This is a genomic window from Klebsiella sp. HMSC16A12, assembly GCF_001808265.1.
In the GTDB taxonomy this organism is placed as follows: domain Bacteria; phylum Pseudomonadota; class Gammaproteobacteria; order Enterobacterales; family Enterobacteriaceae; genus Klebsiella; species Klebsiella pneumoniae.
Map to the genome: position 1 here is coordinate 203,476 of NZ_KV792642.1, position 25,007 is coordinate 228,482.

Consider the following 25,007-nt stretch of genomic DNA (forward strand, 5'->3'; position numbering starts at 1 on the left):
TTACTCGCTGACGGTGACGCTTTTGATGATCACATCATCTTTCGGCACATCCTGGTGCATGCCGCTGCGGCCGGTGGCAACCGCTTTGATTTTGTCAACCACGTCCATGCCTTCAACCACTTCCGCGAAGACGCAGTAGCCCCAACCCTGCAGGCTTTCGCCGGAGAAGTTCAGGAAGTCGTTGTCAACCACGTTGATGAAGAACTGCGCGGTGGCAGAGTGCGGCGCCTGAGTACGGGCCATCGCCAGCGTGCCGCGGGTGTTTTTCAGACCGTTGTTCGCTTCGTTCTGAATCGGAGATTTGGTCGCTTTTTGTTTCATGCCAGGTTCAAAACCGCCGCCCTGAATCATGAAGCCGTTGATAACACGGTGGAAAATGGTGTTGTCGTAGAAACCTTCGCGGCAGTAGTCCAGGAAGTTTTTAACTGTTTCCGGCGCTTTGTCGTCAAACGTTTTGATTACGATATCGCCATGATTGGTGTGGAAAGTAACCATTTTTGCATCCTGTTCCGATGAGTGTGGTGCCAGCACCCGGTGTCGGGTGAGATATAGGGGGGTGTTATAGCATAACCGCGGGGGTCGATGCACCTTGCAATGTGTGCTGCGTCCGGTCTGAATTATGGGTATTATAGAGACTTCATTACCCACACACGTCTACACGGAATCTTCGATGTTAAAAATTTTTAATACACTGACGCGCCAGAAAGAGGAATTTAAACCTATCCATGCCGGGGAAGTCGGCATGTACGTGTGTGGTATTACCGTTTACGATCTCTGTCATATCGGCCATGGACGTACCTTCGTCTCCTTTGACGTCGTGGCGCGCTATCTGCGTTTTCTTGGCTATAAGCTGAAGTACGTGCGCAATATCACCGATATCGACGACAAAATCATTAAGCGCGCTAATGAAAACGGCGAAAGCTTTGTCGCGCTGGTCGATCGCATGATTGCCGAAATGCACAAAGATTTTGACGCGCTGAATATTCTGCGTCCCGACAGCGAGCCGCGCGCAACGCACCATATTGCGGAGATCATTGAGATCACCGAGCAGCTGATCGCCAAAGGCCATGCTTACGTGGCAGATAACGGCGACGTGATGTTCGACGTGCCGACGGACCCGAACTACGGTTTGCTGTCACGCCAGGATCTCGATCAACTGCAGGCGGGGGCGCGCGTCGACGTGGTTGACGTCAAGCGTAACCCGATGGACTTCGTCCTGTGGAAAATGTCGAAAGAGGGCGAGCCGAGCTGGCCGTCGCCGTGGGGCGCGGGCCGTCCGGGCTGGCATATCGAGTGCTCGGCGATGAACTGCAAGCAGCTTGGCAACCACTTCGATATTCACGGCGGCGGTTCGGATCTGATGTTCCCGCACCATGAAAACGAAATCGCCCAGTCCACCTGCGCCCACGACGGCGAATACGTCAACTACTGGATGCACTCCGGCATGGTGATGGTTGACCGCGAGAAGATGTCGAAATCGCTGGGTAATTTCTTTACCGTCCGCGACGTGCTGAAGTATTACGATGCGGAGACGATTCGCTACTTCCTGATGTCCGGCCACTATCGCAGCCAGCTGAACTACAGCGAAGAGAACCTCAAGCAGGCGCGTTCGGCGCTGGAGCGTCTGTACACCGCGCTGCGCGGGACGGACAAATCCGTCGACGCGGCGGGGGGCGAAGCCTTCGAAGCACGCTTTATCGAGGCGATGGACGACGACTTCAACACCCCGGAAGCCTATTCGGTGCTGTTCGATATGGCGCGTGAAGTAAACCGCCTGAAAACCGAGGACGCGGCCGCGGCGAACGCCATGGCGGCCCACCTGCGTAAGCTTGCTGCGGTGCTGGGTCTGCTGGAGCAGGAGCCGGAGGCGTTCCTGCAGAGCGGCGCGCAGGTTGACGACGCGGAAGTGGCGGAGATCGAATCGCTCATCCAGCAGCGTCTGGACGCACGCAAAGCGAAAGACTGGGCGGCGGCGGATGCGGCGCGCGACCGTCTCAACGAGATGGGCATTGTGCTGGAAGATGGCCCGCAGGGCACCACCTGGCGCCGGAAGTAAGCCATAAAAAAACGCCCGCAAAAGCGGGCGTTTTTATTTTCGTTGTCAGGCCGTGACGGTCACGCTCTGGCCTTCAAAGCTCACCGTCTGACCAGCGACGATTTTGCAGCGTTTGCGGGTTTCCACCGCGCCGTCGACTTTTACCAGCCCGTCGGCGATGGCGATCTTCGCCTGGGCGCCGCTTTCGCTCCAGCCTTCCAGCTTCAGCAGATCGCACAGCTCAACGTGCGGGTGTTTACCTAAGGAAAATGTCGCCATCTCAGGCCTCCTCAACGTCGTGATACTCTTCGCACGCCTGCAGCGTGTTCTGAATCAGGGTAGCGACGGTCATCGGGCCAACGCCGCCGGGAACCGGGGTGATGTAGGACGCGCGTTCGGCGGCATCTTCATACACCACGTCGCCGACCACTTTGCCGCTTTCCAGACGGTTGATGCCGACATCGACCACAATCGCCCCTTCTTTAATCCACTCGCCAGGAATAAAGCCCGGTTTGCCCACCGCGACGATCAGCAGGTCGGCGTTTTCGACATGATGGCGCAGGTTTTTTGTAAAGCGGTGGGTGACGGTGGTGGTGCAGCCGGCCAGCAGCAGCTCCATGCTCATCGGGCGACCGACGATATTGGAGGCGCCAATGACCACCGCATTGAGGCCGTAGGTGTCGATATTGTAGCGTTCCAGCAAGGTCACGATACCGCGCGGAGTGCACGGACGCAGGCGCGGCGCGCGCTGGCACAGGCGGCCAACGTTGTAAGGATGGAAGCCGTCGACGTCTTTATCCGGCGCGATGCGCTCGAGAACTTTGACGTTATCGATCCCTGCCGGCAGGGGCAGCTGAACCAGAATACCGTCGATGGTCTTATCGGCATTCAGAGTGTCGATAAGCTCCAGCAGCTCGGCTTCGCTGGTGGTTTCCGGGAGATCGTAAGAGCGGGAGACGAAGCCCACTTCTTCACATGCTTTGCGCTTGCTGCCGACATAAATCTGCGAGGCCGGGTTGCTGCCGACCAGCACGACGGCCAGCCCAGGGGCGCGTTTTCCGGCCGCAACGCGAGCCTTCACTTTTTCCGCAACCTCAGAGCGTACCTGCTGCGCAATCGTTTTACCGTCAATAATTTTTGCTGCCATCAGAGAGAGGATTCCATCTGTATCTTTACGAAAGGGGGATGAGGATATTTTGTCAGAAGCGGGCCTCGCTGTCAGTCCTCGTTTGCTGTTTTATCCTGTCTGAGGCTAATTTAGCCTGTTATGACCATGGTTATTACATGGTTATTGGTGCGTTGCGCCTGGCCTCTGAGTCGATTTACGCGCGCATTAGGCCCGGCGGTATGCTTCTTGTACAGTTGGTGGAGGATATTTCGCCAGCGTCGTATAAGCCCCGCAGTTTCCTGGCAAAATGGATTGACTCAACCGACGTGGACCGTATAATTCCACGCGTTTCACTCCGCGAAGCACTCGCTTCTCAGGGCGCCCTTAGCTCAGCTGGATAGAGCAACGGCCTTCTAAGCCGTAGGTCACAGGTTCGAATCCTGTAGGGCGTGCCATTTAATAATCAATCACTTATCAACTTCCTCCAGTCGCTGATTTTTCCTTGTGGGACATATTTGGGACATCTTCTGCAAAAATTTGCAAAAATTGAGTCAATTTGACGTGCGTGCTCAGTTAAATGGTTAGGTGCCAGGTGAGCATATCGACGGACCATTTCGATGATTCTAATGTCTTGTAGTATCTGTCGGACGATGGCCAGTCAGAGTACAGCATTACTGCTCTGTAATATCGAACAGAATGGTTAATGCTGGTTATAGCTGAGTGCAGAATAAGCGCTCTGCAGGAATGTGAAAATATGTTGCCGGTAACAGGCTAATAGTCATTATAGCTTTAGGTTCTGTCTGACTGGGTTAAATATCGCATTTTAAGCTGGCGTGAAGTACAGTTGTTATAGATCAATATTGAACACTATTTGAAAGCATACCCTCGATGTTCATCCACTGCCTGGAAAGATCCGAATGAACATCAAATTCGTCGCCATCTCCGTATTCGCTGTTGTGTGCGTCTTTGCATCAGATATTTCCATCGCCAAATCGAATTCCTTAAGCGATGATCAGGTCAGTCAAAGGATTATTGATGACTCTGTCGCATCCTACCCCGGTACTTGTGCCTGTCCCTTCAATACCGCCCGGAACGGCAGCTCGTGCGGTGGCCGCAGTGCCTGGAGCAAAGCTGGTGGGTACTCACCTATTTGCTACAAGAAAGAGGTAACAAAGGAGATGGTTAAGGCGTGGCGACAAGAGAATCAATGATAACGATCAATATCTGAACCAGGTGATTACTTACGCTGGAATAGTAGTTTAAATAATATTAAATGATTATTTCGAATACTGCAGCCCATTTGCAGTAAGCACTGTTCTGGTAGAGGCGGCAGAGGCCACGGCGTATCTTTTTACCTTGTGATATTTGAACCCAGCAAATCTATTTCCCCTGCCTGATAGACTTAGTGCCACCGTATCCTGTTACTAAGAGCACGGGGCTACCTACTCATAAGACACTTCCTCTTCTTACGAGGAAACCGGTTCAGCGTGTTGTGTGTGGAGACAGTACCCATCAACTCAAACTGATAACAAAAAGTTTAATTTTTTTCCCCGCCGCGCTGACTATAGTTAGGGCACTTTCACTTGCCCAATAAGGTCACGATTATGAAATTAGTTATCGCCTCCGTAATTTCTCTGCTCAGCTTCAGCGCGCTGGCGGCGCCAGAGGGGACGCTCAGCGTACACATTCTTAATCAGCAAACCGGGCTCCCTTCACCGGGGGTGCAGATTGAGCTGGATAAACAGCAGGGGGAGAGCTGGCAGCATATCGCCACCGGTAAAACGGATGCCGATGGGCGGATTAAATCGCTCTATCCGCAGGCGGAGAATATGGAGCCGGGGGTGTATAAAGTGACGTTTAAAACCGGTGACTATTTTAAAAGCCAAAATATGAATACGTTCTTCCCGGTGATTCCGGTTATTTTCAATGTCACAAAGCAAAATCAAAAACTGCATATCCCGCTGCTGCTCAGTCAGTACGGATACTCTACCTACCGCGGCAGCTGATGACCCAAGCCGCTATCCAGCCAACGCCTGCGCGGCTTCCGCAGGCGTCACGCTTTCCTCGCACCACGATGTCCACGCCTAACGCTCGGTCTCTTTCTCTTTAAAGTGTTTAACGGCTTCGTCGTACATCGCCAGCAGGCCGGAAATTTCGCCTTCATATTGCGGCACGCGCTGGGCGCGAACGAGCTCAATCAGCAGCGCATAGGCTGCTTCTTCCGGGGCCGCATGTGGATTGATCAGTCCAGACATATCACCTCCTTAACAGTGGGCCTTTAGCCTACCCCTCGGCGGGAAAACGCAACAGCCTGATATGCAACCAGTACTTCTTATATGGCTCTTATGAAACCTCAGAGGCGAAGACCACGGCGGAAATCAATTGAAGGAGGGGTTATCCAGACCACTGGCGTGGCGGTTAGCGGTGCATCTACACCGGCAGGAGGCTCATCATCAGCCAGGCGATGGCGATGCAGATAAGGGTCATCGACAGCACAAAATTCATGGTAGCTCCTCTTCATCCTTTCTTTACTCAACGTAAATTTTGACAGCGATGATCGCCTTTATCCTTGGCGATTTGTGCCGCTATCCGGCGGTGGGCTGGGGAAAGACGGCCTGTTTCCCCGTGAAGGCCAGCAAAATATCCTCTTTGCCAGGGTTATAGTGATGACATCAATGAATAAGCTGCATCACATTGGTTATGTTGGTCTTTCCGCCTGAAGAATGACTTCGGGTCGCTGATAAGCTTGCTGGGGGACTAACAGGATGAGCACTACACCGTTAACGCTTTCTTTTGCTGGACAACAACCGCCCATCGCCCTGCCGCAGGTGCCGGGAACGCGGGGGCCGGTGGGAGTTGACATGCGCGGGCTAAATCAGTCCGGATTCTGCAGCTATGACCCCGGCTTCGCCAACACCGCCGGATGCCAGTCGGCGATCTCGTGGATCGATACGGAAAACAGCGTGCTATTGCACCGCGGCTATCCGGTGGATCAGCTGGCTCGCCAGTGCGATTTTCTCGAAGTGGCCTACATCATGCTGAACGGTGACGCGCCGGATGAGGCCTGCTATCAAACCTTTCGCGAGACCATCACCCGCCATACTCTGGTCCATGAGCAGATAGCCCGCATGTGCAGCGGCTTTCGTCGCGACTCGCACCCGATGGCGCTGATGTGCGCCCTGGTGGGGGCGCTGGCGGCGTTTTATCATGACGTCCTGGACGTGGAAAATCTGCAGCACCGGGCGCTGGCCGCCACCCGGTTGCTGTCGAAAATGCCCACTATCGCCGCCATGAGCTACAAGTACACCATTGAGCAACCCGCGGCGTATCCGCGCAACGATCTCTCCTATGCCGGTAATTTCCTGCAGATGCTGTTTGCTATCCCGGCGGAAAAATACGTTCTCAATCCGGTTATCGAGCAGGCGATGAACCAGATCCTGGTGCTGCATGCCGATCACGGGCAGTGCGCCTCGACCACTACGGTGCGCGCGGCGGGCTCCTCCGGGGCGAACTTATTCGCCTGCGTCGCCGCCGGGCTGGCGTCGCTGTGGGGGCCGATGCATGGCGGAGCAAATGAATCGAGCATGCGAATGCTGGAGGAGATTGAAAGCGTCGATCAGGTTCCGGCGTTTCTGCGCCAGGCGAAGCGCGATCCGCAGGCATTTCGCCGGCTGGGTTTTGGCAACTCGCGCTACCGTCACCGTGACCCGCGCGCCGATATCCTGCGTGAAACCAGCCATCGGGTGCTGGCGGAGGTAGGCATGTCCGACCGCCTGCTGCAGGTGGCGATGGCCCTTGAGGACGTGGCGCTGACCGACCCCTATTTTGTGGACAATGGCCTGTCGCCAAGCGTGGATTTCTATACCGCGGTGATCCTTAAAGCGATGAATCTGCCTTCGTCGATGTTTGCGGTGGTCACCGCGGTCGGTCGGACGGTCGGTTGGGTGGCGCACTGGAACGAGATGCACCAGGCGCCGCTGACCATCTACCGGCCACGGCAGATTTACGTTGGCGAGGGCTATCGGGATTACGTCTCCCGACGCGGCGAGCGGTCTGCTGAGCTAAGGTAATGCCTTACAGGCAGGAGGCGCGCGGCGTCTTCCTGCCCAGGCGGGTTACTACTCAGAGATGCCGGGAGAGCAGATAGTGCTCGACGGCGGTATATTCGGTTAACCGGGTATACAGCGCCAACAGGGCGCTGAGAAAAGCGCCTACCTCACAGGCCTGCGGCCTGGGCGTGGCGAGTAATGGCTGTAGCGTAGCTCTCAGTTGATCAAGGTCGGGCTTCAGCACATACGGTATATGCAGGGTGCTGAGGATGGTTTCAGTCTGCTGGAAATCATGACGAGATGGCAACGCCTCGTCTGCGCTTAGCCAGCTCAGGATAATCAACATGAGGCGATTTTTAGCGTAGAGATACGATTTCATGGCCTGTCTCCTGTCGGTAGTGGCGCAACACCATCCCCTGAACTTTGTTCATCAGTTCCACGTTATTTTTCACCGCCAGCTTGCTAAGGACGCGTGAACGGTAGTAGTAGACCCGTTTGATCGTGAGCTGCATGGTGCTGGCCACGTGACACAACGGCATTCCCCCCATCAGCAGGCTGATTAAAAAAGTTTCCTTACGGGTCAGGTTATAGCTGTCAGGTATGGCGATATAGAGCTTGTCGGCGGGGGGCGATGTCAAGCGCGGACCGCGGGCAAGGGCAGCGCTGAGCCCGGCAAAACTGGTGATGAACTCTGCGCCGAGCACAATGGCGAGGCTGCGTTCGAGCTCGCTCAACGGGTAGCCTGATTTGGCAAAAATAAAGATCCGGATCAGGGGATTAAACGATTTTAAACTGAGCGCGACCTGCAGTACTTCGATGCTGACGCTGCTGTAATCAATAAGGATGGTGCTTAGCCGGGCTCCGGCATCGGTCGCAAAAAAAGTATAGAACATCTCACTCTGTCCACTAAACGGGTAACAGAGTATTTCTTTAATATCCAGAGGCTTGCTGTTTGGTTCATTAATATACGCTTTCAGGGCAATATTAAAATATTCTGAATCCGCAATGCAGATCAACATAATGACCTCCTGGCATAAATACGCTGTGCATGCTGTCCTGCCTGATTCGACAATTTACTGTAGAGAATACCCGCCATAAATAACATACTCCCTGCGCTTTCAATCCAGGGGGGAGAACGTGGGAGGAGGTGGTTAATAATGAGGGTGAGATAGTTAGATCGCATTTCTCGAATGTTTTTTAGAAAATAAAAAATAAAAATTACCTTTTATTTACAATTAGTTATGTTTTTATTGTGCGTTTGTTGTATTTCTTTTTCAGAGTGGTGTTAAGACTTTTCTATAAAAAGTAGAAATGGTCCTGGTGGCGAATTTGAATAATAAATAATGAAGTGAGTAGGATGTCAGTGCAGGGAAGGGGTTAAAAGATAACAGGCTAATCCAATGGACTGAGTATTAATAAATTGTACGTATAAAGTACGCCAGGGGTATTTCCTGAACGATTCTCCATAAGCGTGGTGATGAGGAGTGAATATGAAAAAATACAGCAAAGGAATGGCATCTTTCGTGGTGATGATGATGCTTTCTCCGGTAGCGGCGCAGGCTGCTGATGGCAAAGTCACCTTTAATGGTGAAGTCATCGACAATACCTGTACGGTAAAGAATAAAGACAAGACGGTAACCCTGCCGACGGTCCAGCGCTCGGCGCTCAGCAGCGCGGGCGAGACGGCGGGCGTGGTTCCCTTCACTATCGATCTGACGAGCTGTTCCCCGGGGACCAATGTCTCGGTGTACTTCGAGAAGGATCAAAACGTTTCCACGGAGGGCCGACTAAAAAACACTCTGACTGACGGCACGGAAGCAGAAAACGTCGATGTGGAGCTGCTGAACACCCGGTTTACGCCGATTAACCTCGCGGAGACCCCGGCGGTCGCTGCAGACGGCAAAGTTGCTCGCCTGGAAGCGATCCCGGTGGCGGTGGCTGAGCAGGATGGTTCCGCCTCGCTGCCTTTCTATGCCCGCTACTATGCGACTGATGCCGCCAAGGCTGGAAAAGTCGCAGCCTACGTCAACTTTACGGTGGTCTATCCGTAACCCCTGTCCACGGCCCCGCTCAGGGGCCGTTTATCCCCCCGACAAGGAGGAGGTGAATATGCGGCGTATGGTTCTGGCACTGCTGCTGTCCAGCTATTTACCCTCGGCGGACGCCAGCATGGTTATTGACGGCACACGGATTATTTTTCCCGGCGACAAAAAAGAGATCGCCGTCCGGGCCACCAATATGGGGGAGACCCCCTCTCTGACGCAGGTCTGGGTCGACGATGGCCGCGTGCAAAATCAACCGGAAAAGGATGCGGCGCCGTTTATTGTGCTGCCGCCGATTGTGCGCATCGAACCGGGAAAAGGCCAGAGCTGGCGCCTGGTGTTTAACGGCAGCCGCCTGCCGCAGGATCGGGAATCGCTGTTCTGGTTCAATCTTCTGGATATCCCACCTGAGCCGAAAAATGGCAAGACTGACAATTACCTGCAGCTCGCGATACGGTCGCGTATCAAGCTGTTTTACCGTCCGGCAGGCGTGGCGGCGGAAAAAATAGCCGCGGAAAAAGCCCTGAGCTGGGCGCTGGCTCCTACGGGCAACGGGTTGCGGGTGAGCAATGCCTCAGCGCGCTATATCACCATCGACAGCATCACCCTTAACGGACAAAAACACGCTGCCGGCATGGTCGCCCCGTTTTCCTCGCTGGAGATCGCGCCTAAAGGGGTCGCGCTGCGCACGCTGCCAGCCAAATTCAGCTTCACCACCATCAATGATTACGGCGCGGTAGTGAATCATAATTATCCTCAGTAAGGACATTATTATGAAACTCAGGGAGATCAAGGTTGGGTTGATGCTGCTCCTTCCCTGGCAGGAGGCATGGGCGGCAGAGGCGTTTAGTTTTAACCGCGCCCATTTGCACGGCGCCGCGCAGGTTGATCTCCAGAAATATCAATACGGTAATCCACTACACGCCGGACAGTACCGCAGCACGCTCTCGGTGAATGGCCGGGACCTGGGGGAAGAAACGTTTGTTATCCAGGAACACGATGGCCAGCTTGAGCCCTGCATCTCACCCTCGCTGTTCGACGCTCTGCAGCTGAAGGATGCCCAGTGGCCAACCGCGGCCACCTGCCTGCGTTTTTCGCAGATCGATAAGGCGATCGGCTGGGAGTATGACAGCGGGGAAAACGTCCTGCGGGTAAATATGCCCCAGGCGCTGCTGCAACCCCATTATCGGGGGGCGGTGAACCTGAAAAAGGTGGATAGCGGCGTGCCCGCCGCGGTGCTGCGCTACCAGGCCAATAGCTATCAGAGCATCGTCGACGGGGACACCAGCAGCCATCATTATCTCGGGCTGGATGCCAGCCTGCGCGCCTTTGGCTGGCGGTTACATCACCAGTCCAGCTACCAGGCGCAGGAAGGGAATACGCACTGGGATAGCATTGCCACCTGGGCTGAGAGAAGTGTAGTGAACTGGGCGTCCACGTTACGGCTGGGTCAGGGATGGACCGACGGAACCTTCTTTGACAGCGTCAGTTTTATCGGCGGCAGGCTGGCTACCGATGTGCGCATGCTGCCGGGCTCTCGCCGCGGTTTTGCGCCGTCGGTCAGCGGCGTGGCGCGCACCAACGCCCGCGTAACGGTCACCCAGAACGGCGCTCTGTTGTACGAGGCAACGGTTCCGCCGGGCAAATTCACCTTCGACGATCTCTATCCCACCAACGCCGGCGGCGATTTACAGGTGACGATCCACGAGGCGGATGGCAGTCAGGACACCTTTACCGTGCCGTACGCCACGCTGCCTGGCCTGGTGCGGGCAGGCGCGGTCTATTATGATCTGTCGCTGGGCTATCTGGATGAGGACGGGATCGCCGGGCGGCCGGGATTTGGCGAAGCCACGCTGCAGTACGGCTTCAATGACTATATCAGCGGCTATACCGGCGCTAACGCGACGACAGATTATTACTCGACGCTGGTCGGCAGCGCCTTCAATACCTACTGGGGCGCGCTGGCGGTCGATCTTTCCCGTTCTGCGGCGAAGGGCAGGGAGCACGGCTGGCAGGAGGGCTACCGCTGGCGGGTGTCCGCATCAAAATCGTTTACATCCGATACGCGAATGCTGCTCTCGATGAGCCACAGCAACGACGGCAATTATCGCTCCATTCGCGATGCCGCCTGGGAGCACGACCGGCACCCCAACGACTGGCGGGAGATGACCCGCTACAGCGCGACGTTGTCTCAGCAGGCCGGCAGCGGCAGTCTGTCATTTAACGGAATCTGGAGTGAGGATGTCCGCCACCACCGCTGGCGCTCATATCAGCTGGGCTATGCCAACCGCTATGGTCAGCTCAATTATTATCTGTATGCCCAGCAGAGCCAGGATATCCATCACCGCAATAATCAGGTGGTGGGCGTCTCCTTTTCGCTGCCGTTCGGGCAGGCGGGCAGCCTGACCACCCGCTTTAACCACGATAAAAACTACGGCAGCCAGCTGCAGTCCAGCTATACCGGCAGCGCAGGCGAGAAAAACGCCTTCAGCTACGGTTTGACCGCCAGCTACGACATGCCGCGGGAGAACCCAAATGAAGCCAGCGTTGCGGCCAACGGTAGCCTGCGGACGGATTATGCGTACCTGAACGCCAGCGCCAGCGCCGGTCGCCATCAGCAGCAGTACTCGCTGGGGGCATCGGGCGCCCTGGTAGCGCATCAGGGCGGCATGACCGCCACCCCCGAACTGGGGGAAACCTTCGCCATTGTGGAAGCGCCCGGCGCGGTGGGGGCCCGGGTGGCTAACCGCCTTGGACAGCCGATTAACCGCCAGGGTTTTACGATCATCCCTTACCTCGATCCCTTTACCGCTAACTGGCTGGATCTCGATCCGCAGGGTCTGAACGACCATGTGGAGATTGTCTCCAGCAGCACGACGGTGGTGCCCGATTCGGGCGCGGCGGTGAAGGTCAAATTTGTCACGCGTACCGGCTATCCCTGGTTTGCCCATGTCACGCTGCCGGATGGCGCGGCGCCCCCGCTGGGCGCGGAGGTGTTCGACGACAACGGTCGGGCGGTTGGCGCCGTCGGTCAGGGCGGGCTGCTGTATGCCCGAGTGCCGCAAGACCACGGCAGCGTCTCGGTAGTATGGGGCGAACGCAGCGGGCAACGCTGCCGGTTGGCCTATGCCATCCGCGACGACGCGGTGCAGCAGGTTAGCAGCGGCACGCCGCATCAGGTCTGCCGGCCGGGAATAAAGGAGAAGTAATATGAAAAAAATCATCGCATCAGGGGTACCTCTTCTGCTGGCCGGCGGGTACTGCACTTCGCTGTCGGCAGCGTGCCAGATGGTCAGTGGCAAAACTATCGAGTATTCAGTGAACGTCAGCCAGGCCAGTATCAACCTTGACGTCAGCAATCGCCCCATCGGCTCCCTGCTATACAGCTACGGAGGGATGATTATCACTAATAACGAACGCTGGGAGATCGCCTGCAGCGGCAGCGAGCCCGGCGGGTTTCAGAGCATTGGCGGTTCCCGGGTCGGCCCGGCGGGAGACGGCAAGCCGGGGGATATCTACAGCATCGACCGCCTGCCGGGCATCGGCTACAGCTTTCAGATGGGGGAACAGGATGGCATTAATTTCGATCCCCTGTTCACGGCCTGGCCTTCCGCGCCGGTATTTTCCGGCCAGCGCGCATTTCAGGCGGAAAATAAAAAACCGACCATCTATTTCTGGCGAATTGCCGATAACGGCGGTCTACCGCCGCCGGGCGAATATTGCCTTAATGATTACCTTGGCGATATTTATCTTGGCGGAGTACAGGCGATGCGCTTCAGCGTCAGCGGGCTCTGTATTCAGGTCAAATCACCCACCTGCAAGATTACTGACGACAGTAAAAACATTAACGTCTTCCTCGGACGGCATAACAAAACCGCATTTACCGGGCTCAACAGCACCACCGCCCCGGTTCCTTTTAACATCAACCTGACGAACTGTGAAAATGTCGGCAGCGTGTTTATGCAGTTTAACGCGACGGTGGACAGCGCTGTCGCCGCCAACGAAGTGATTAAAATCGATGACCAACCTGAAGGGGCATCCGGACTTGGCGTGCAGATCCTCAGTGCCGGCGGCTCGCTGGTGCCGCTAAACCAGGTGAGCCAGGTCTGGTCCGGGAAAAAAGGCAGTCAGACGAACTATCGTTTATCCTATCAGGCCCGCTATATCCAGACGCAGCCCGCAGTGACTGCGGGCGAAGCGAACGCCAGCGTGACCTTCGTGGTGACTTATAACTGATCTGCCTGGCGGCACAGCGCCGTCAGGCATGCGCCAGTAAAGGAAACATCAACTTCCTGTCTTTAAACAGGTTTTCCTTCTGGTCATAGACGAAGAGGATATCTTCTCCCTCTATCTTCTCATACTCGCCGAGCCGGTCTTCACTGGGGGTAAAACCGAGGATGGCCTGGTAAACGTGGTCATCGGCCAGTTCGTTGACCAGCGTCGACAGGCTCTTACCCACGTCGCAGAACAGATCAAAGCAGATCAGCACCGGACCGTTTTGCATGGCGATGACCACCGCCTCATTTTTTGCCGAGTAATAGACAAAATGCTTCATAAAGGCTGAGCAGTAAAACATCAGCAGGCCAAAGTTATGCTCCACCCGCAGCGGTGAGAACGGGTTGGATTTTTCATAGTAATGGCGGAGCAGGGCGACATCGTCAGGGCTGTCCATATCCAGTTTACGAAAATCACCGGCTCGCGGGGAGACCGGCATAATATATTGATACTCTTCGCTGCGGGTGAAGCCAAATTTGGGGTAAAAATCCACCGTGGTGGGATTGGCGAATAAAAAGAAGGCGTCCGCCTCCTGCTGCCAGTCCTGCAGGATGTGATGGATAAGCTGGCCGGCTAATCCCTTATTACGGTGGTCCGGTTCGGTCATCACGGTGCCAATCTGAATATAACGCCGGGGCTCGCCCTGCCAGCGCAGGTCGATGATGTTGGCCGAAGCGTTAGCGATAACTTTATTGCGTTCGACAAAAGCATAGGGGATATAGGCGTCGGTCCAGTAACCTTGCTGATACCACTCTTCAAAAGACAGGTCAAAAGTCTTAACGGCAAGGTCAATGAAGCTTTTTCTTAATGGGGTATTTTCTCTGACTTGCTTCACTAATTGATAATTCATTGTCATAGTTCCTTCTCACTATGGCTTCTGAAAGCGGCGACGTCGGCAAAGGCACTTGCGTCGAATGAGCGCTGTAAACGTAGCATATCTGGGAAAAGGATCCGCAATGTCGATGCTTAACCTTTGCCCCAGTCACAAATAACCGCATGCTGGCCGTGTCAAACCGGGCGAAACGGACTGTTTGCGTTCGCTACCGCCATAATAAAGCGTGAGTAAAAGAGGTATTGGTCGAGAGGCTGAGGCAAATGTACTGGCTATTTTATCGACAATCGGCCGAGCCGTAGAGGTTAGGTTTATTTATTTATGCATTAAACAGGAAATTTTACGCGTTGCGTCTAATAATAGAGTAGTCCCCAGCGTAAGGGCTGAATTTATCCTGGAATCGGCTTATAATAACGCGCTTTGTGATTGAGTATTACCGCACGAATTGGAAAAATACTACGTGCAGGATCCGCTACTTTATTTCGCGGTTTTTGCTCAGCTATTATTGAGTGAATTAACAGGATTACTATGTCAAATTTACCCAAATTTTCCCGCGCGCTGTTGCACCCGCGTTACTGGCTGTTGTGGCTGGGAATTGGCTTTTTGTGGCTGCTGGTGCAATTACCGTATCCGGTGATCTACCGTCTGGGAACGGCGCTTGGGCGGCTGGCAATGCGGGTGATGAAAAGCCGCGCGCGGATTGCCAGACGTAATCTCGAACTCTGCTTTCCCGAGATGAGCGCCGCCGACCGCGAGGCGCTGCTGGTGAAAAACTTTGAATCGCTGGGCATGGGGCTGATGGAGACCGGCATGGCCTGGTTCTGGCCGACGCACCGGGTAGCGCGCTGGACCGAGACCAGCGGCGTTAACGAGGTGGTGGAGCTTCTGGAAGAAAAGCAGGGCATTTTACTGATCGGTATCCATTTTCTGACCCTCGAAATGGGTGCGCGAATGTACGGCATGTTTACCCCAGGCATTGGCGTCTACCGGCCCAACGATAACCCGCTGATTGACTGGCTGCAAACCTGGGGACGCTTGCGCTCTAACAAGACCATGCTGGATCGAAAAAATCTGAAAGGGATGGTCAGGGCGCTAAAAGAGGGGGAAATTCTCTGGTACGCGCCGGATCATGACTACGGTCCGGCCAGCAGCGTCTTCGCCCCGCTGTTTGCCGTCGAACAGGCGGCGACCACCACCGGTACCTGGATGCTGGCGAAAATGTCCGGGGCGACGATTGTGCCGTTTGTTCCGCGGCGCAAGCCCAACGGCATGGGGTATGAATTGATCTCCCTGACGCCGGAGCGCACGCCGCCGCTGGCGAGCGCCGAGGTTACGGCGGCCTGGATGAATCAGATTATCGAACAGTGCATCCTGATGGCGCCCGAGCAATACATGTGGCTGCACCGGCGCTTTAAGACCCGCCCGGAAGGAGTACCGCCGCGTTACTGAACGCCTCGGCCAAAAAATAAGCGCATCGGTAGCACGCTTAGTAAATCGCCGTCTATACTGAAAGGGCCTGACTGAAGGCTAATTCCAAGGAGATTGCAGGATGAAAAAAGTGATAGTCGCGTTAGCCCTTTCCGCCGTTGCATTTGGCGCCTCCGCCGCGCAGTTGATTACCAAAGAAGAAGTGAAACACTTCAAACTGACCAAAGTCGGGCCGATCTCGGTGGGGCCGTCCGGTGGCGAATTCTCTTCGCCTTCCGATCTGCACGATCAGCTCTCCAAGCTGGCCGATGAGAAAGGCGGAAAGTACTACGTGATCACCGCTGCGCGTGAGCATGGCCCTAACTTTGAAGCCACAGCGGAAGTGTATAAATAACCTTTTTTAAAGCGTGCCGTATCGGCGCGCAACGCATTGAGCCTGGAGCGCGTTAAGCCTCCGGGCTTATTTTTTTCTGCTATCGGAATTGCCTTAGGCAATAGCGGCAGCGGAAATGCGTTTTTATCGCTATATATAGATTTCATGATCACGATGTTAATGAATTATTGCTTTTTATTGTTAATAAAGAGCCAATTCCGGCCTAATGCCTGAGGGAGTGACCCCTGGCAAAAATAGGTAGGACAAATGTGTTATCATCGCGCCTTTCCCTTTTTGTCTGGGGCTTTCTTGTATGCTACAACCTGTTGTTCGCGTCGGTGAATGGCTGGTAACCCCCTCTGTAAACCAAATCAGCAGGAAGGGGCGCCAGCTTACCCTTGAACCGCGTTTAATCGATCTTCTGGTCTTTTTTGCCCGCCATCCGGGGGAAGTGCTTAGCCGGGACGAGCTTATCGAAAACGTCTGGACCCGGAACGTTGTGACCAGCCACGTCGTCACGCAGAGTATTTCTGAACTGCGCAAGTCGCTCAAAGACGGCGACGACGTTAGCCTTGAGTACATCGCGACGGTACCCAAACGGGGGTATAAGCTCACGGTGCCGGTGATCTGGTGCACCGAAGAGGGGGAGGAGCTAGCCCCGTCGATGGAGGCGCTGACGCCTTCGCCGTCGACCGCCGTTCCTGCGCCGCCGGCCGCCGGTGCGCCATCCGACGTCTCTGTCCCTCTCCCTGATGCCGCCGCGCCGCCACCGGCTCCTACCGTGGCCAGCGCGCCGTCAGGCCGCAAGCGCCTCACTACCGCCCTGGTGTGGGGGCTGTTCCTGTTGGCGCTGGGCACCTGCGTGGCGCTGGTGGCGCTGTCGAGCATGGAATCGCGGCCGCCGGTCAACAAGGCGCGTCTGCTGCTCAATCCGCGCGATATCGATATCCACCTGGTGAATGGCAACTCCTGCGCTAACTGGTCGTCGCAGCACTCCTACGCCGTAGGACTGGCCAGCCTGATCACCACCTCGCTGAACACCTTCTCGACCTTTATGGTGCATGACAAAACGGACTACAACATCAATGAACCAAGCAGTTCCGGCAAAACGCTGACCATTGAGTTCGTTAATCAGCGCCATTATCGGGCGCAGCAGTGCTTTATGTCGGTCCAGCTGGTGGACAACGCCGACAGCTCGACGATGCTGGATAAGCGCTACTTTGTGACCAACGATAACCAGCTGACCATCCAGAACGATCTGATGAACAGCCTGTCGGATGCCCTGGCGCAGCCGTGGCCGGCGCGAATGCAGGCGATGCTCAGGCAATATCAGCCCTCGCAAAGCGTGGCGTTAACCTATTTCTACCAGTCGCATCAGCTGTTAATGAAGGGCGATGTCGATTCATTAAGTAAGGCCAGTAGCCTGCTGGATGATGTGATTAAGCGGGCGCCGGATTTTATTTACGCCTATGCCGAAAAAACGCTGGTGGATGTATTGCGCCATTCACAACAGCCGCTTGACGATAAACAGCTGGCCGCCCTCTACAGTGAAGTCGAGCGGGTAGGGGCGATGCCGGGTATAAAAGACATGGCGATTTATTATCAAATAAAAGCGGTGGATTCATTGGGGAAGGGCAAAGTCGACGAAGCAAATACCGCAATTAATAGTGCGATTGATTTAGAGATGTCATGGCTAAATTATGTGCTGTTAGGCAAAGTCTATGAGATGAAAGGTGAGAACCGTCTGGCTGCCGATTCTTACATCACGGCGTTTAATTTACGTCCTGGCGAAGATACCCTGTACTGGATTGAAAATGGGGTTTTCCAGACGTCGGTTAACCGAGTCGTTCCATATCTCGACAACTTTCTCTCTTCAGAATAAGTAAACCCTCATCATGTGCAAGGTTTTGGGCATGGTGAGGTTAAATTTATGTTTCTCATGAAGCCTCTTGTTGTTATTTTTATTTAGCATTCAGGAGGCTTTAAATAACAGTCAGGTAACACGCTCCGCTTCTCTTAAGTCTCTGTAATACAACGATGTTTATCTTTTTCTGACACCCTGTTGTCATGTTTATATGTTAAGCGAAAAAGGTCAAAATATCATTTGTCTGATGTTTGTTTTTATATCACTTTATCTTTAGGACTTATCTCGTACAAATCAGTAATCTTGTTGGCAGTTGGTCGGGTCAATTAATGGTTCTGTATCATGATCTGTACCTCCCAAATAAACTTAGGAGAAAAACAACCATGAGTTCTGCCAAGAAGATCGGGCTATTTGCCTGTACCGGTGTCGTCGCCGGTAATATGATGGGGAGCGGGATTGCATTATTACCTGCGAACCTGGCCAGCATCGGTGGTATTGCCATTTGGGGCTGGGTAATTTCAATTATTGGTGCGATGTCTCTGGCTTATGTTTATGCCCGACTGGCCACTAAAAACCCGCAGCAGGGCGGTCCTATTGCCTACGCTGGCGAAATATCTCCGGCGTTCGGTTTCCAGACCGGTGTCCTTTATTATCATGCAAACTGGATTGGTAACCTGGCCATCGGGATTACCGCAGTTTCTTATCTCTCTACGTTCTTCCCAATTTTAAATAACCCGGTGCCAGCAGGTATTGCCTGTATTGCCATCGTGTGGATCTTTACTTTCGTTAATATGCTCGGCGGGACCTGGGTCAGCCGTCTGACCACCATTGGTCTGGTACTGGTGCTTATTCCGGTAGTCATGACCGCGGTCGTCGGCTGGCACTGGTTTGATGTCGCTACCTATCAGGCGAACTGGAATACCTCCAGCACCACTGATAGCCACGCGGTTATTAAAAGTATCCTGCTCTGCCTGTGGGCCTTCGTTGGCGTAGAATCCGCCGCCGTGAGTACCGGGATGGTGAAAAACCCGAAACGTACCGTGCCGCTGGCAACCATGCTGGGTACCGCGATGGCCGGTATCGTCTACATCGCCGCGACTCAGGTTATCGCCGGTATGTATCCTGCTTCTCAGATGGCCGCGTCCGGTGCGCCGTTCGCAATTAGCGCCTCTACCATCCTCGGCGGCTGGGCTGCACCGATGGTATCCGCTTTCACCGCCTTTGCCTGCCTGACTTCTCTGGGCTCGTGGATGATGCTGGTTGGCCAGGCCGGTGTGCGTGCCGCCAACGACGGTAACTTCCCGAAAGTGTATGGCGAAGTTGATAACAACGGTATTCCGAAAAAAGGCCTGCTGCTGGCCGCAGTGAAAATGACCGCGCTGATGGTGCTGATTACCCTGATGAACTCCGCCGGTGGTAAAGCCTCTGACCTGTTCGGCGAACTGACCGGTATCGCGGTACTGCTGACCATGCTGCCTTACTTCTACTCCTGTGTTGACCTGATTCGTTTCGAAGGCATCAACATCCGTAACTTCGTTAGCCTGATTTGTTCGGTACTGGGTTGCGTGTTCTGCTTCATCGCGCTGATGGGCGCAAGCTCCTTCGAACTGGCCGGCACCTTCATCGTTAGCCTGATTATCCTGATGTTCTACGGTCGCAAAATGCACCAGCGCCAGAACAACGCATCGGATAACAACACCACCGCTAACGCGCACTAATCAGTAACCCGTTTTCCTGAGGCTCCTTCCATCACCTGTCATCACGCGACGGGAGGGGCTTTCTACATCTGGAGATTTGACTATGAACGTTATTGCAATCATGAATCACATGGGGGTTTACTTCAAAGAAGAACCCATCCGTGAACTGCATCGTGCTCTCGAACGCCTGGACTTCCGTATTGTCTACCCGAACGACCGTGACGACTTATTAAAACTTATTGAAAACAACTCTCGTCTGTGCGGCGTGATCTTCGACTGGGATAAATACAATCTCGAACTGTGCGAAGAAATCAGCAAAATGAACGAGTACATGCCGCTGTATGCGTTCGCTAACACCTACTCCACTCTGGACGTTAGCCTGAACGATCTGCGCATGCAGGTTCGCTTCTTCGAATATGCGCTGGGCGCTGCGGAAGATATCGCGAACAAAATCAAACAGAACACTGACGAATACATCGACACCATTCTGCCGCCGCTGACCAAAGCGCTGTTCAAATATGTCCGTGAAGGTAAATATACCTTCTGTACCCCAGGCCACATGGGCGGTACCGCGTTCCAGAAAAGCCCGGTAGGCAGCATCTTCTACGATTTCTTTGGCTCCAACACCATGAAATCCGATATCTCCATTTCGGTTTCTGAACTGGGTTCCCTGCTGGACCACAGCGGCCCGCACAAAGAAGCGGAAGAGTATATCGCTCGCGTGTTTAACGCAGAACGCAGCTACATGGTGACCAACGGTACTTCTACTGCTAACAAAATCGTCGGCATGTACTCCGCGCCGGCTGGCAGCACCGTGCTGATTGACCGTAACTGCCACAAATCGCTGACTCACCTGATGATGATGAGCGACATTACGCCGATCTACTTCCGTCCGACCCGTAACGCCTACGGTATCCTCGGCGGTATTCCGCAGAGCGAATTCCAGCACGCGACTATCGCCAAGCGTGTGAAAGAGACGCCGAATGCGACCTGGCCGGTACACGCGGTTATCACCAACTCAACCTATGATGGTCTGCTGTACAACACCGACTTCATCAAGAAAACCCTGGATGTGAAATCCATCCACTTTGACTCCGCGTGGGTGCCTTACACCAACTTCTCGCCGATCTATGAAGGCAAATGCGGGATGAGCGGCGGCCGCGTCGAAGGGAAAGTGATTTACGAAACCCAGTCCACGCACAAACTGCTGGCGGCGTTCTCCCAGGCGTCGATGATCCACGTGAAAGGCGACGTTAACGAAGAGACCTTCAACGAAGCCTACATGATGCACACCACCACCTCTCCACACTACGGGATCGTGGCCTCCACCGAAACCGCGGCGGCGATGATGAAGGGGAACGCTGGTAAGCGTCTGATCGACGGCTCTATTGAACGTTCCATTAAGTTCCGTAAAGAGATCAAACGTCTGAAAGGCGAGTCTGACGGCTGGTTCTTCGACGTCTGGCAGCCGGAGCATATCGATGGTCCTGAATGCTGGCCGCTGCGTTCCGACAGCGCATGGCACGGTTTCAAAAACATCGATAACGAACACATGTACCTCGACCCGATCAAAGTCACGCTGCTGACTCCGGGGATGAAGAAAGACGGCACCATGGATGACTTCGGTATTCCGGCAAGCATCGTGGCGAAATACCTCGACGAACACGGCATCGTGGTAGAGAAAACCGGTCCGTACAACCTGCTGTTCCTGTTCAGTATCGGTATCGATAAGACTAAAGCGCTGAGCCTGCTGCGTGCGCTGACCGACTTCAAACGCGCGTTCGACCTGAACCTGCGGGTGAAAAACATGCTGCCGTCGCTGTACCGTGAAGATCCTGAATTCTATGAAAACATGCGTATTCAGGACCTCGCGCAGAACATTCACAAACTGATTGAGCATCACAACCTGCCGGATCTGATGTTCCGCGCGTTTGAAGTGCTGCCATCGATGGTGATGACCCCGTATGCCGCGTTCCAGAAAGAGCTGCACGGTCAGACGGAAGAAGTGTATCTCGAAGAGATGGTCGGCCGCGTCAACGCCAACATGATCCTGCCGTATCCTCCGGGAGTGCCGCTGGTGATGCCGGGTGAGATGATCACCGAAGAGAGCCGTCCGGTGCTGGAGTTCCTGCAGATGCTGTGCGAAATCGGCGCCCACTATCCAGGCTTCGAAACCGATATCCACGGCGCCTATCGTCAGGCGGATGGTCGTTACACCGTTAAAGTGCTGAAAGAAGAGAATAACAAGTAATAGACGCACACCAGGGAAGTGGCTTGCCACTTCCCTTTTTCACGCTGCAAGGAGAACACATGAAAACACCCTCACAGCCGCGCGCGATTTACTACATCGTTGCGATCCAGATCTGGGAGTACTTCAGCTTTTACGGCATGCGCGCCTTACTCATCCTTTACCTTACCCACCAGCTTGGCTTCGACGACAGCCAAGCCATCAGCCTGTTCAGCGCTTACGCATCTCTGGTTTACGTTACCCCTATTCTCGGCGGCTGGCTTGCCGACCGCCTGCTCGGCAACCGCACGGCGGTAATTGCCGGGGCGCTGTTGATGACCCTCGGCCATGTGGTGCTGGGCGTTGAGTCGACCTCCGCCTGGAGTTTGTACGTCGCGCTGGCGATCATCATCTGCGGCTACGGCCTGTTTAAATCCAATATCAGCTGCCTGCTTGGCGAACTGTACGCTCACGACGACCCGCGTCGCGACGGAGGTTTCTCGCTGCTGTACGCCGCCGGCAACGTCGGCTCGATTGCCGCGCCCATCGCCTGCGGACTGGCGGCGCAGTGGTACGGCTGGCATATCGGCTTCGCCCTTGCGGGGATCGGTATGTTTATCGGCCTGATGATTTTCTTAAGCGGCAGCCGCCACTTCCGGCATACCCGCGGCGTCGATAAACCGGCGCTGCGGGCGGTGAAGTTCGTGCTGCCGACCTGGGGCTGGCTGCTGGTGATGCTCTGCCTGGCGCCGGTATTTTTCACGCTGCTGCTGCAAAACAACTGGTCCGGCTATCTGCTGGCGATCGTCTGCCTGTTCGCCGCCCAGATGGTGGCGCGGATCATGATCAAAGCCCCGGAGCATCGTCGCGCGCTGTGGCAGATCGTCCTGCTGATGCTCGCCGGAACGCTGTTCTGGGTGCTGGCGCAGCAGGGCGGGAGCTCGATTAGCCTGTTTATCGACCACTTCGTCAATCGTCGTCTGCTGAACTGGGACGTGCCGACCGCGCTGTTCCAGTCAGTTAACGCGATAGCGGTGATGGCGGCCGGCGTGGTGCTGGCGTGGCTGATGCGCCCGGAAGGCAGCGTGCGTTCTGTGCTGCGCGTCTGGCTGAAATTTTCTTTCGGCCTGCTGCTGATGGGCGGCGGCTTTATGCTGCTGGCGCTCAATGCCCGCCATGGCGCGGCTGACGGTCAGGCCTCAATGGGCATGATGGTCGCCGGGCTGGCGATGATGGGCTTTGCCGAACTGTTTATCGACCCGGTGGCGATGGCGCAAATCACCCGTCTGAACATGCCCGGCGTCACCGGCGTATTGACCGGGATCTATATGCTGGCCACCGGCGCGGTGGCCAACTGGCTGGCGGGCGTGGTCGCCCAGCAAACCACCGAATCGCAAATCAGCGATACGGCGATTGCCGCCTATCAGCATTTCTTCGCGCAGATGGGCGAATGGACCCTCGGCTGCGTGGCGGTGATGGTCATTATCGCCTTTGCCGCGGCCTGTAGCGTTGGCAAACGTCGTGCGGCTGCCGGTGAAATTACCGGCGGCGGCGCCTGACGCTCGTCCCGGCTCGTGGCGTAAACACCTTGTCCGGGCTGCGATTCGTAGCCCCGGTAAGCGCAGCGCGACCGGGGGCATTACCTCAACAGCGGAGCGCGAAGTCGCTCCTTGCACAGCTTAGTGAACAGGAGGAGGATATTCTGGCATGCGCGGAGGCCAACGATAAAAAATACCGTTACTGAAGCCATAGCTGAGTGAGATCAGCTTGGAGTGAATCCAGGATCGTTAAGATTGTGCTCTGGTGTCTTCCCAGAGACAGGCCGCGCGGAAGGGTGACCTGGTTCAATTTATCGAAGCTAGTTTGAAAGCAAGGTTATGAGGAATCCATATGTCTGAACAACAAGCACAAGGTGCCGATGAGGCCATTGACCTTAATAATGAACTGAAAGCTCGTCGCGAAAAACTGGCTGCGCTGCGTGAGCAGGGCGTAGCTTTCCCCAACGATTTCCGTCGCGATCATACCTCTGACCAATTGCATGCTGAATTCGATGCGAAGGACAACGATGAACTCGCTTCCCTGAACGTTGAAGTTGCGGTGGCTGGTCGGATGATGACCCGTCGCGTGATGGGCAAAGCCTCCTTCGTCACCCTCCAGGACGTCGGCGGCCGCATTCAGCTGTACGTGGCGCGCGATGACCTGCCGGAAGGCGTCTACAACGAACAGTTTAAGAAATGGGACCTCGGCGATATCATCGCCGCCCGCGGCAAGCTGTTCAAAACGCAAACCGGCGAACTCTCGATCCACTGCACCGAGCTGCGCCTGCTGACCAAAGCCCTGCGCCCGCTGCCGGATAAATTTCACGGCCTGCAGGATCAGGAAGTTCGCTATCGCCAGCGCTATCTGGATCTGATCGCCAACGAAGAGTCGCGTCATACGTTCCGTATCCGTTCGCAGATCCTCGCCACCATGCGCCAGTTCATGGTGGCCCGCGGCTTTATGGAAGTCGAAACGCCGATGATGCAGGTGATCCCTGGCGGTGCGTCAGCCCGTCCGTTCATTACCCATCACAACGCCCTGGATCTCGATATGTACCTGCGCATCGCGCCGGAACTGTATCTGAAACGTCTGGTGGTTGGCGGTTTTGAACGCGTGTTTGAAATCAACCGTAACTTCCGCAACGAAGGGATCTCGGTACGCCATAACCCAGAGTTCACCATGATGGAACTGTATATGGCGTATGCGGACTACAAAGACCTGATCGAACTGACCGAGTCGCTGTTCCGCACCCTGGCGCAGACGGTGCTGGGCAAAACCGAAGTGCCGTATGGCGACCAGGTGTTTGATTTCGGCAAGCCGTTTGAAAAACTGACCATGCGGGAAGCGATCAAGAAACACCGTCCGGAAACCAACATGGCGGATCTGGATAACTTCGACGCGGCGAAAGCGCTGGCGGAATCTATCGGTATTCAGGTAGAGAAAAGCTGGGGGCTGGGACGCATAGTTACCGAAATCTTTGACGAAGTGGCGGAAGCGCATCTGATTCAGCCGACCTTCATCACCGAATACCCGGCGGA

At 55.0% G+C, this 25,007-nt stretch carries 23 protein-coding genes, 1 tRNA gene and 1 pseudogene; 17 read left to right on the forward strand and 8 right to left on the reverse strand.

The window, feature by feature from the left end:
• A complete protein-coding gene (ppiB, locus tag HMPREF3140_RS22730) occupies window positions 1–495 on the reverse strand; it encodes a peptidylprolyl isomerase B (RefSeq protein WP_004151319.1) in 495 nt (164 codons plus the stop codon).
• A 175-nt stretch (window positions 496–670) separates the two neighbouring features.
• Between ppiB and cysS the strand changes: the two genes are divergently transcribed.
• Entirely contained in the window at window positions 671–2,056 is a 1,386-nt protein-coding gene (cysS, locus tag HMPREF3140_RS22735) for a cysteine--tRNA ligase (protein ID WP_004143010.1), read from the forward strand.
• A gap of 45 nt (window positions 2,057–2,101) precedes the next feature.
• Here cysS and ybcJ read toward each other — a convergent pair whose 3' ends face one another.
• Together ybcJ and folD are read right to left on the reverse strand one after the other, a co-directional pair.
• Window positions 2,102–2,314: a ribosome-associated protein YbcJ gene (gene ybcJ, locus HMPREF3140_RS22740; protein ID WP_004143016.1), complete on the reverse strand. Its 213-nt coding sequence runs from the start codon at window positions 2,312–2,314 to the stop codon at window positions 2,102–2,104.
• 1 nt (window position 2,315) lies between these two features.
• Window positions 2,316–3,182: a bifunctional methylenetetrahydrofolate dehydrogenase/methenyltetrahydrofolate cyclohydrolase FolD gene (gene folD / locus HMPREF3140_RS22745; RefSeq protein WP_004143017.1), complete on the reverse strand. Its 867-nt coding sequence runs from the start codon at window positions 3,180–3,182 to the stop codon at window positions 2,316–2,318.
• A gap of 339 nt (window positions 3,183–3,521) precedes the next feature.
• Between folD and HMPREF3140_RS22750 the strand changes: the two genes are divergently transcribed.
• Window positions 3,522–3,598, forward strand: a tRNA-Arg gene (locus tag HMPREF3140_RS22750).
• 19 nt (window positions 3,599–3,617) lie between these two features.
• Here the strand turns inward: HMPREF3140_RS22750 and HMPREF3140_RS29420 are convergent.
• Window positions 3,618–3,762, reverse strand: a pseudogene (locus HMPREF3140_RS29420) (integrase); the annotation flags it as partial.
• Window positions 3,763–4,060: 298 nt separating this feature from the next.
• Here HMPREF3140_RS29420 and HMPREF3140_RS22755 point away from each other — a divergent pair.
• On the forward strand, window positions 4,061–4,354 hold the full coding sequence (locus HMPREF3140_RS22755) for a hypothetical protein (RefSeq protein ID WP_002892360.1): 294 nt from the start codon (window positions 4,061–4,063) through the stop codon (window positions 4,352–4,354).
• A 393-nt stretch (window positions 4,355–4,747) separates the two neighbouring features.
• Window positions 4,748–5,149 (forward strand): hydroxyisourate hydrolase, encoded by a 402-nt coding sequence (uraH, locus tag HMPREF3140_RS22760; protein ID WP_002892366.1) that lies wholly within the window; start codon window positions 4,748–4,750, stop codon window positions 5,147–5,149.
• 78 nt (window positions 5,150–5,227) lie between these two features.
• On the opposite strand, the gene HMPREF3140_RS22765 is transcribed toward uraH, so the two are convergent.
• Window positions 5,228–5,398: a hypothetical protein gene (locus tag HMPREF3140_RS22765; RefSeq protein ID WP_002892370.1), complete on the reverse strand. Its 171-nt coding sequence runs from the start codon at window positions 5,396–5,398 to the stop codon at window positions 5,228–5,230.
• A 324-nt stretch (window positions 5,399–5,722) separates the two neighbouring features.
• Here HMPREF3140_RS22765 and HMPREF3140_RS28970 point away from each other — a divergent pair, with 324 nt between their 5' ends.
• Window positions 5,723–5,863 (forward strand): hypothetical protein, encoded by a 141-nt coding sequence (locus HMPREF3140_RS28970; protein ID WP_020316410.1) that lies wholly within the window; start codon window positions 5,723–5,725, stop codon window positions 5,861–5,863.
• Window positions 5,864–5,908: 45 nt separating this feature from the next.
• Window positions 5,909–7,213: a citrate synthase gene (locus HMPREF3140_RS22775; protein WP_025368381.1), complete on the forward strand. Its 1,305-nt coding sequence runs from the start codon at window positions 5,909–5,911 to the stop codon at window positions 7,211–7,213.
• A gap of 52 nt (window positions 7,214–7,265) precedes the next feature.
• Here HMPREF3140_RS22775 and HMPREF3140_RS22780 read toward each other — a convergent pair whose 3' ends face one another.
• Together HMPREF3140_RS22780 and HMPREF3140_RS22785 are read right to left on the reverse strand one after the other, a co-directional pair.
• Window positions 7,266–7,571: a hypothetical protein gene (locus HMPREF3140_RS22780; RefSeq protein WP_004191501.1), complete on the reverse strand. Its 306-nt coding sequence runs from the start codon at window positions 7,569–7,571 to the stop codon at window positions 7,266–7,268.
• Window positions 7,549–8,211, reverse strand: a complete 663-nt coding sequence (locus HMPREF3140_RS22785) for a LuxR C-terminal-related transcriptional regulator (RefSeq protein WP_002892378.1) — start codon at window positions 8,209–8,211, stop codon at window positions 7,549–7,551. Before HMPREF3140_RS22785 ends, HMPREF3140_RS22780 begins: the two co-directional genes overlap by 23 nt.
• A 471-nt stretch (window positions 8,212–8,682) precedes the next feature.
• On the opposite strand from HMPREF3140_RS22785, the gene HMPREF3140_RS22790 reads away from it, so the two are divergent.
• Genes HMPREF3140_RS22790 through HMPREF3140_RS22805 form a run of 4 tightly spaced genes read left to right on the forward strand, consistent with a single transcriptional unit; the run spans window position 8,683 to window position 13,470 of the window.
• Window positions 8,683–9,243: a fimbrial protein gene (locus HMPREF3140_RS22790; RefSeq protein ID WP_009308069.1), complete on the forward strand. Its 561-nt coding sequence runs from the start codon at window positions 8,683–8,685 to the stop codon at window positions 9,241–9,243.
• 58 nt (window positions 9,244–9,301) lie between these two features.
• Window positions 9,302–9,997 (forward strand): fimbrial biogenesis chaperone, encoded by a 696-nt coding sequence (locus HMPREF3140_RS22795; RefSeq protein ID WP_004893746.1) that lies wholly within the window; start codon window positions 9,302–9,304, stop codon window positions 9,995–9,997.
• A 10-nt stretch (window positions 9,998–10,007) separates the two neighbouring features.
• Entirely contained in the window at window positions 10,008–12,443 is a 2,436-nt protein-coding gene (locus HMPREF3140_RS22800) for a fimbria/pilus outer membrane usher protein (protein ID WP_019705340.1), read from the forward strand.
• 1 nt (window position 12,444) lies between these two features.
• Window positions 12,445–13,470, forward strand: coding sequence for a fimbrial protein (locus HMPREF3140_RS22805; RefSeq protein WP_032410952.1), 1,026 nt, complete (start codon window positions 12,445–12,447; stop codon window positions 13,468–13,470).
• 22 nt (window positions 13,471–13,492) lie between these two features.
• On the opposite strand, the gene HMPREF3140_RS22810 is transcribed toward HMPREF3140_RS22805, so the two are convergent.
• Window positions 13,493–14,359 (reverse strand): GNAT family N-acetyltransferase, encoded by an 867-nt coding sequence (locus HMPREF3140_RS22810; protein WP_023286109.1) that lies wholly within the window; start codon window positions 14,357–14,359, stop codon window positions 13,493–13,495.
• A 510-nt stretch (window positions 14,360–14,869) separates the two neighbouring features.
• Between HMPREF3140_RS22810 and HMPREF3140_RS22815 the strand changes: the two genes are divergently transcribed.
• The 7 genes from HMPREF3140_RS22815 to lysS all read left to right on the forward strand — a co-directional run.
• Complete coding sequence (locus tag HMPREF3140_RS22815; RefSeq protein WP_002892400.1) at window positions 14,870–15,790, forward strand: Kdo(2)-lipid IV(A) acyltransferase; 921 nt, start codon at window positions 14,870–14,872, stop codon at window positions 15,788–15,790.
• A 100-nt stretch (window positions 15,791–15,890) separates the two neighbouring features.
• Window positions 15,891–16,163 (forward strand): YdgH/BhsA/McbA family protein, encoded by a 273-nt coding sequence (locus HMPREF3140_RS22820; protein WP_002892402.1) that lies wholly within the window; start codon window positions 15,891–15,893, stop codon window positions 16,161–16,163.
• A 292-nt stretch (window positions 16,164–16,455) separates the two neighbouring features.
• On the forward strand, window positions 16,456–18,024 hold the full coding sequence (gene cadC, locus HMPREF3140_RS22825) for a lysine decarboxylation/transport transcriptional activator CadC (protein ID WP_004147422.1): 1,569 nt from the start codon (window positions 16,456–16,458) through the stop codon (window positions 18,022–18,024).
• Between the two features lie 365 nt (window positions 18,025–18,389).
• The gene (cadB, locus tag HMPREF3140_RS22830; RefSeq protein ID WP_002892484.1) at window positions 18,390–19,724 is read left to right on the forward strand and encodes a cadaverine/lysine antiporter; all 1,335 of its coding nucleotides are present in this window, start codon (window positions 18,390–18,392) and stop codon (window positions 19,722–19,724) included.
• Between the two features lie 82 nt (window positions 19,725–19,806).
• Window positions 19,807–21,954, forward strand: coding sequence for a lysine decarboxylase CadA (cadA, locus tag HMPREF3140_RS22835; RefSeq protein ID WP_002892486.1), 2,148 nt, complete (start codon window positions 19,807–19,809; stop codon window positions 21,952–21,954).
• Between the two features lie 59 nt (window positions 21,955–22,013).
• Entirely contained in the window at window positions 22,014–23,489 is a 1,476-nt protein-coding gene (gene dtpD / locus HMPREF3140_RS22840) for a dipeptide permease DtpD (protein WP_032410954.1), read from the forward strand.
• Between the two features lie 331 nt (window positions 23,490–23,820).
• On the forward strand, window positions 23,821–25,007 hold a 1,187-nt coding region (lysS, locus tag HMPREF3140_RS22845), incomplete at its 3' end, for a lysine--tRNA ligase (RefSeq protein WP_049129070.1).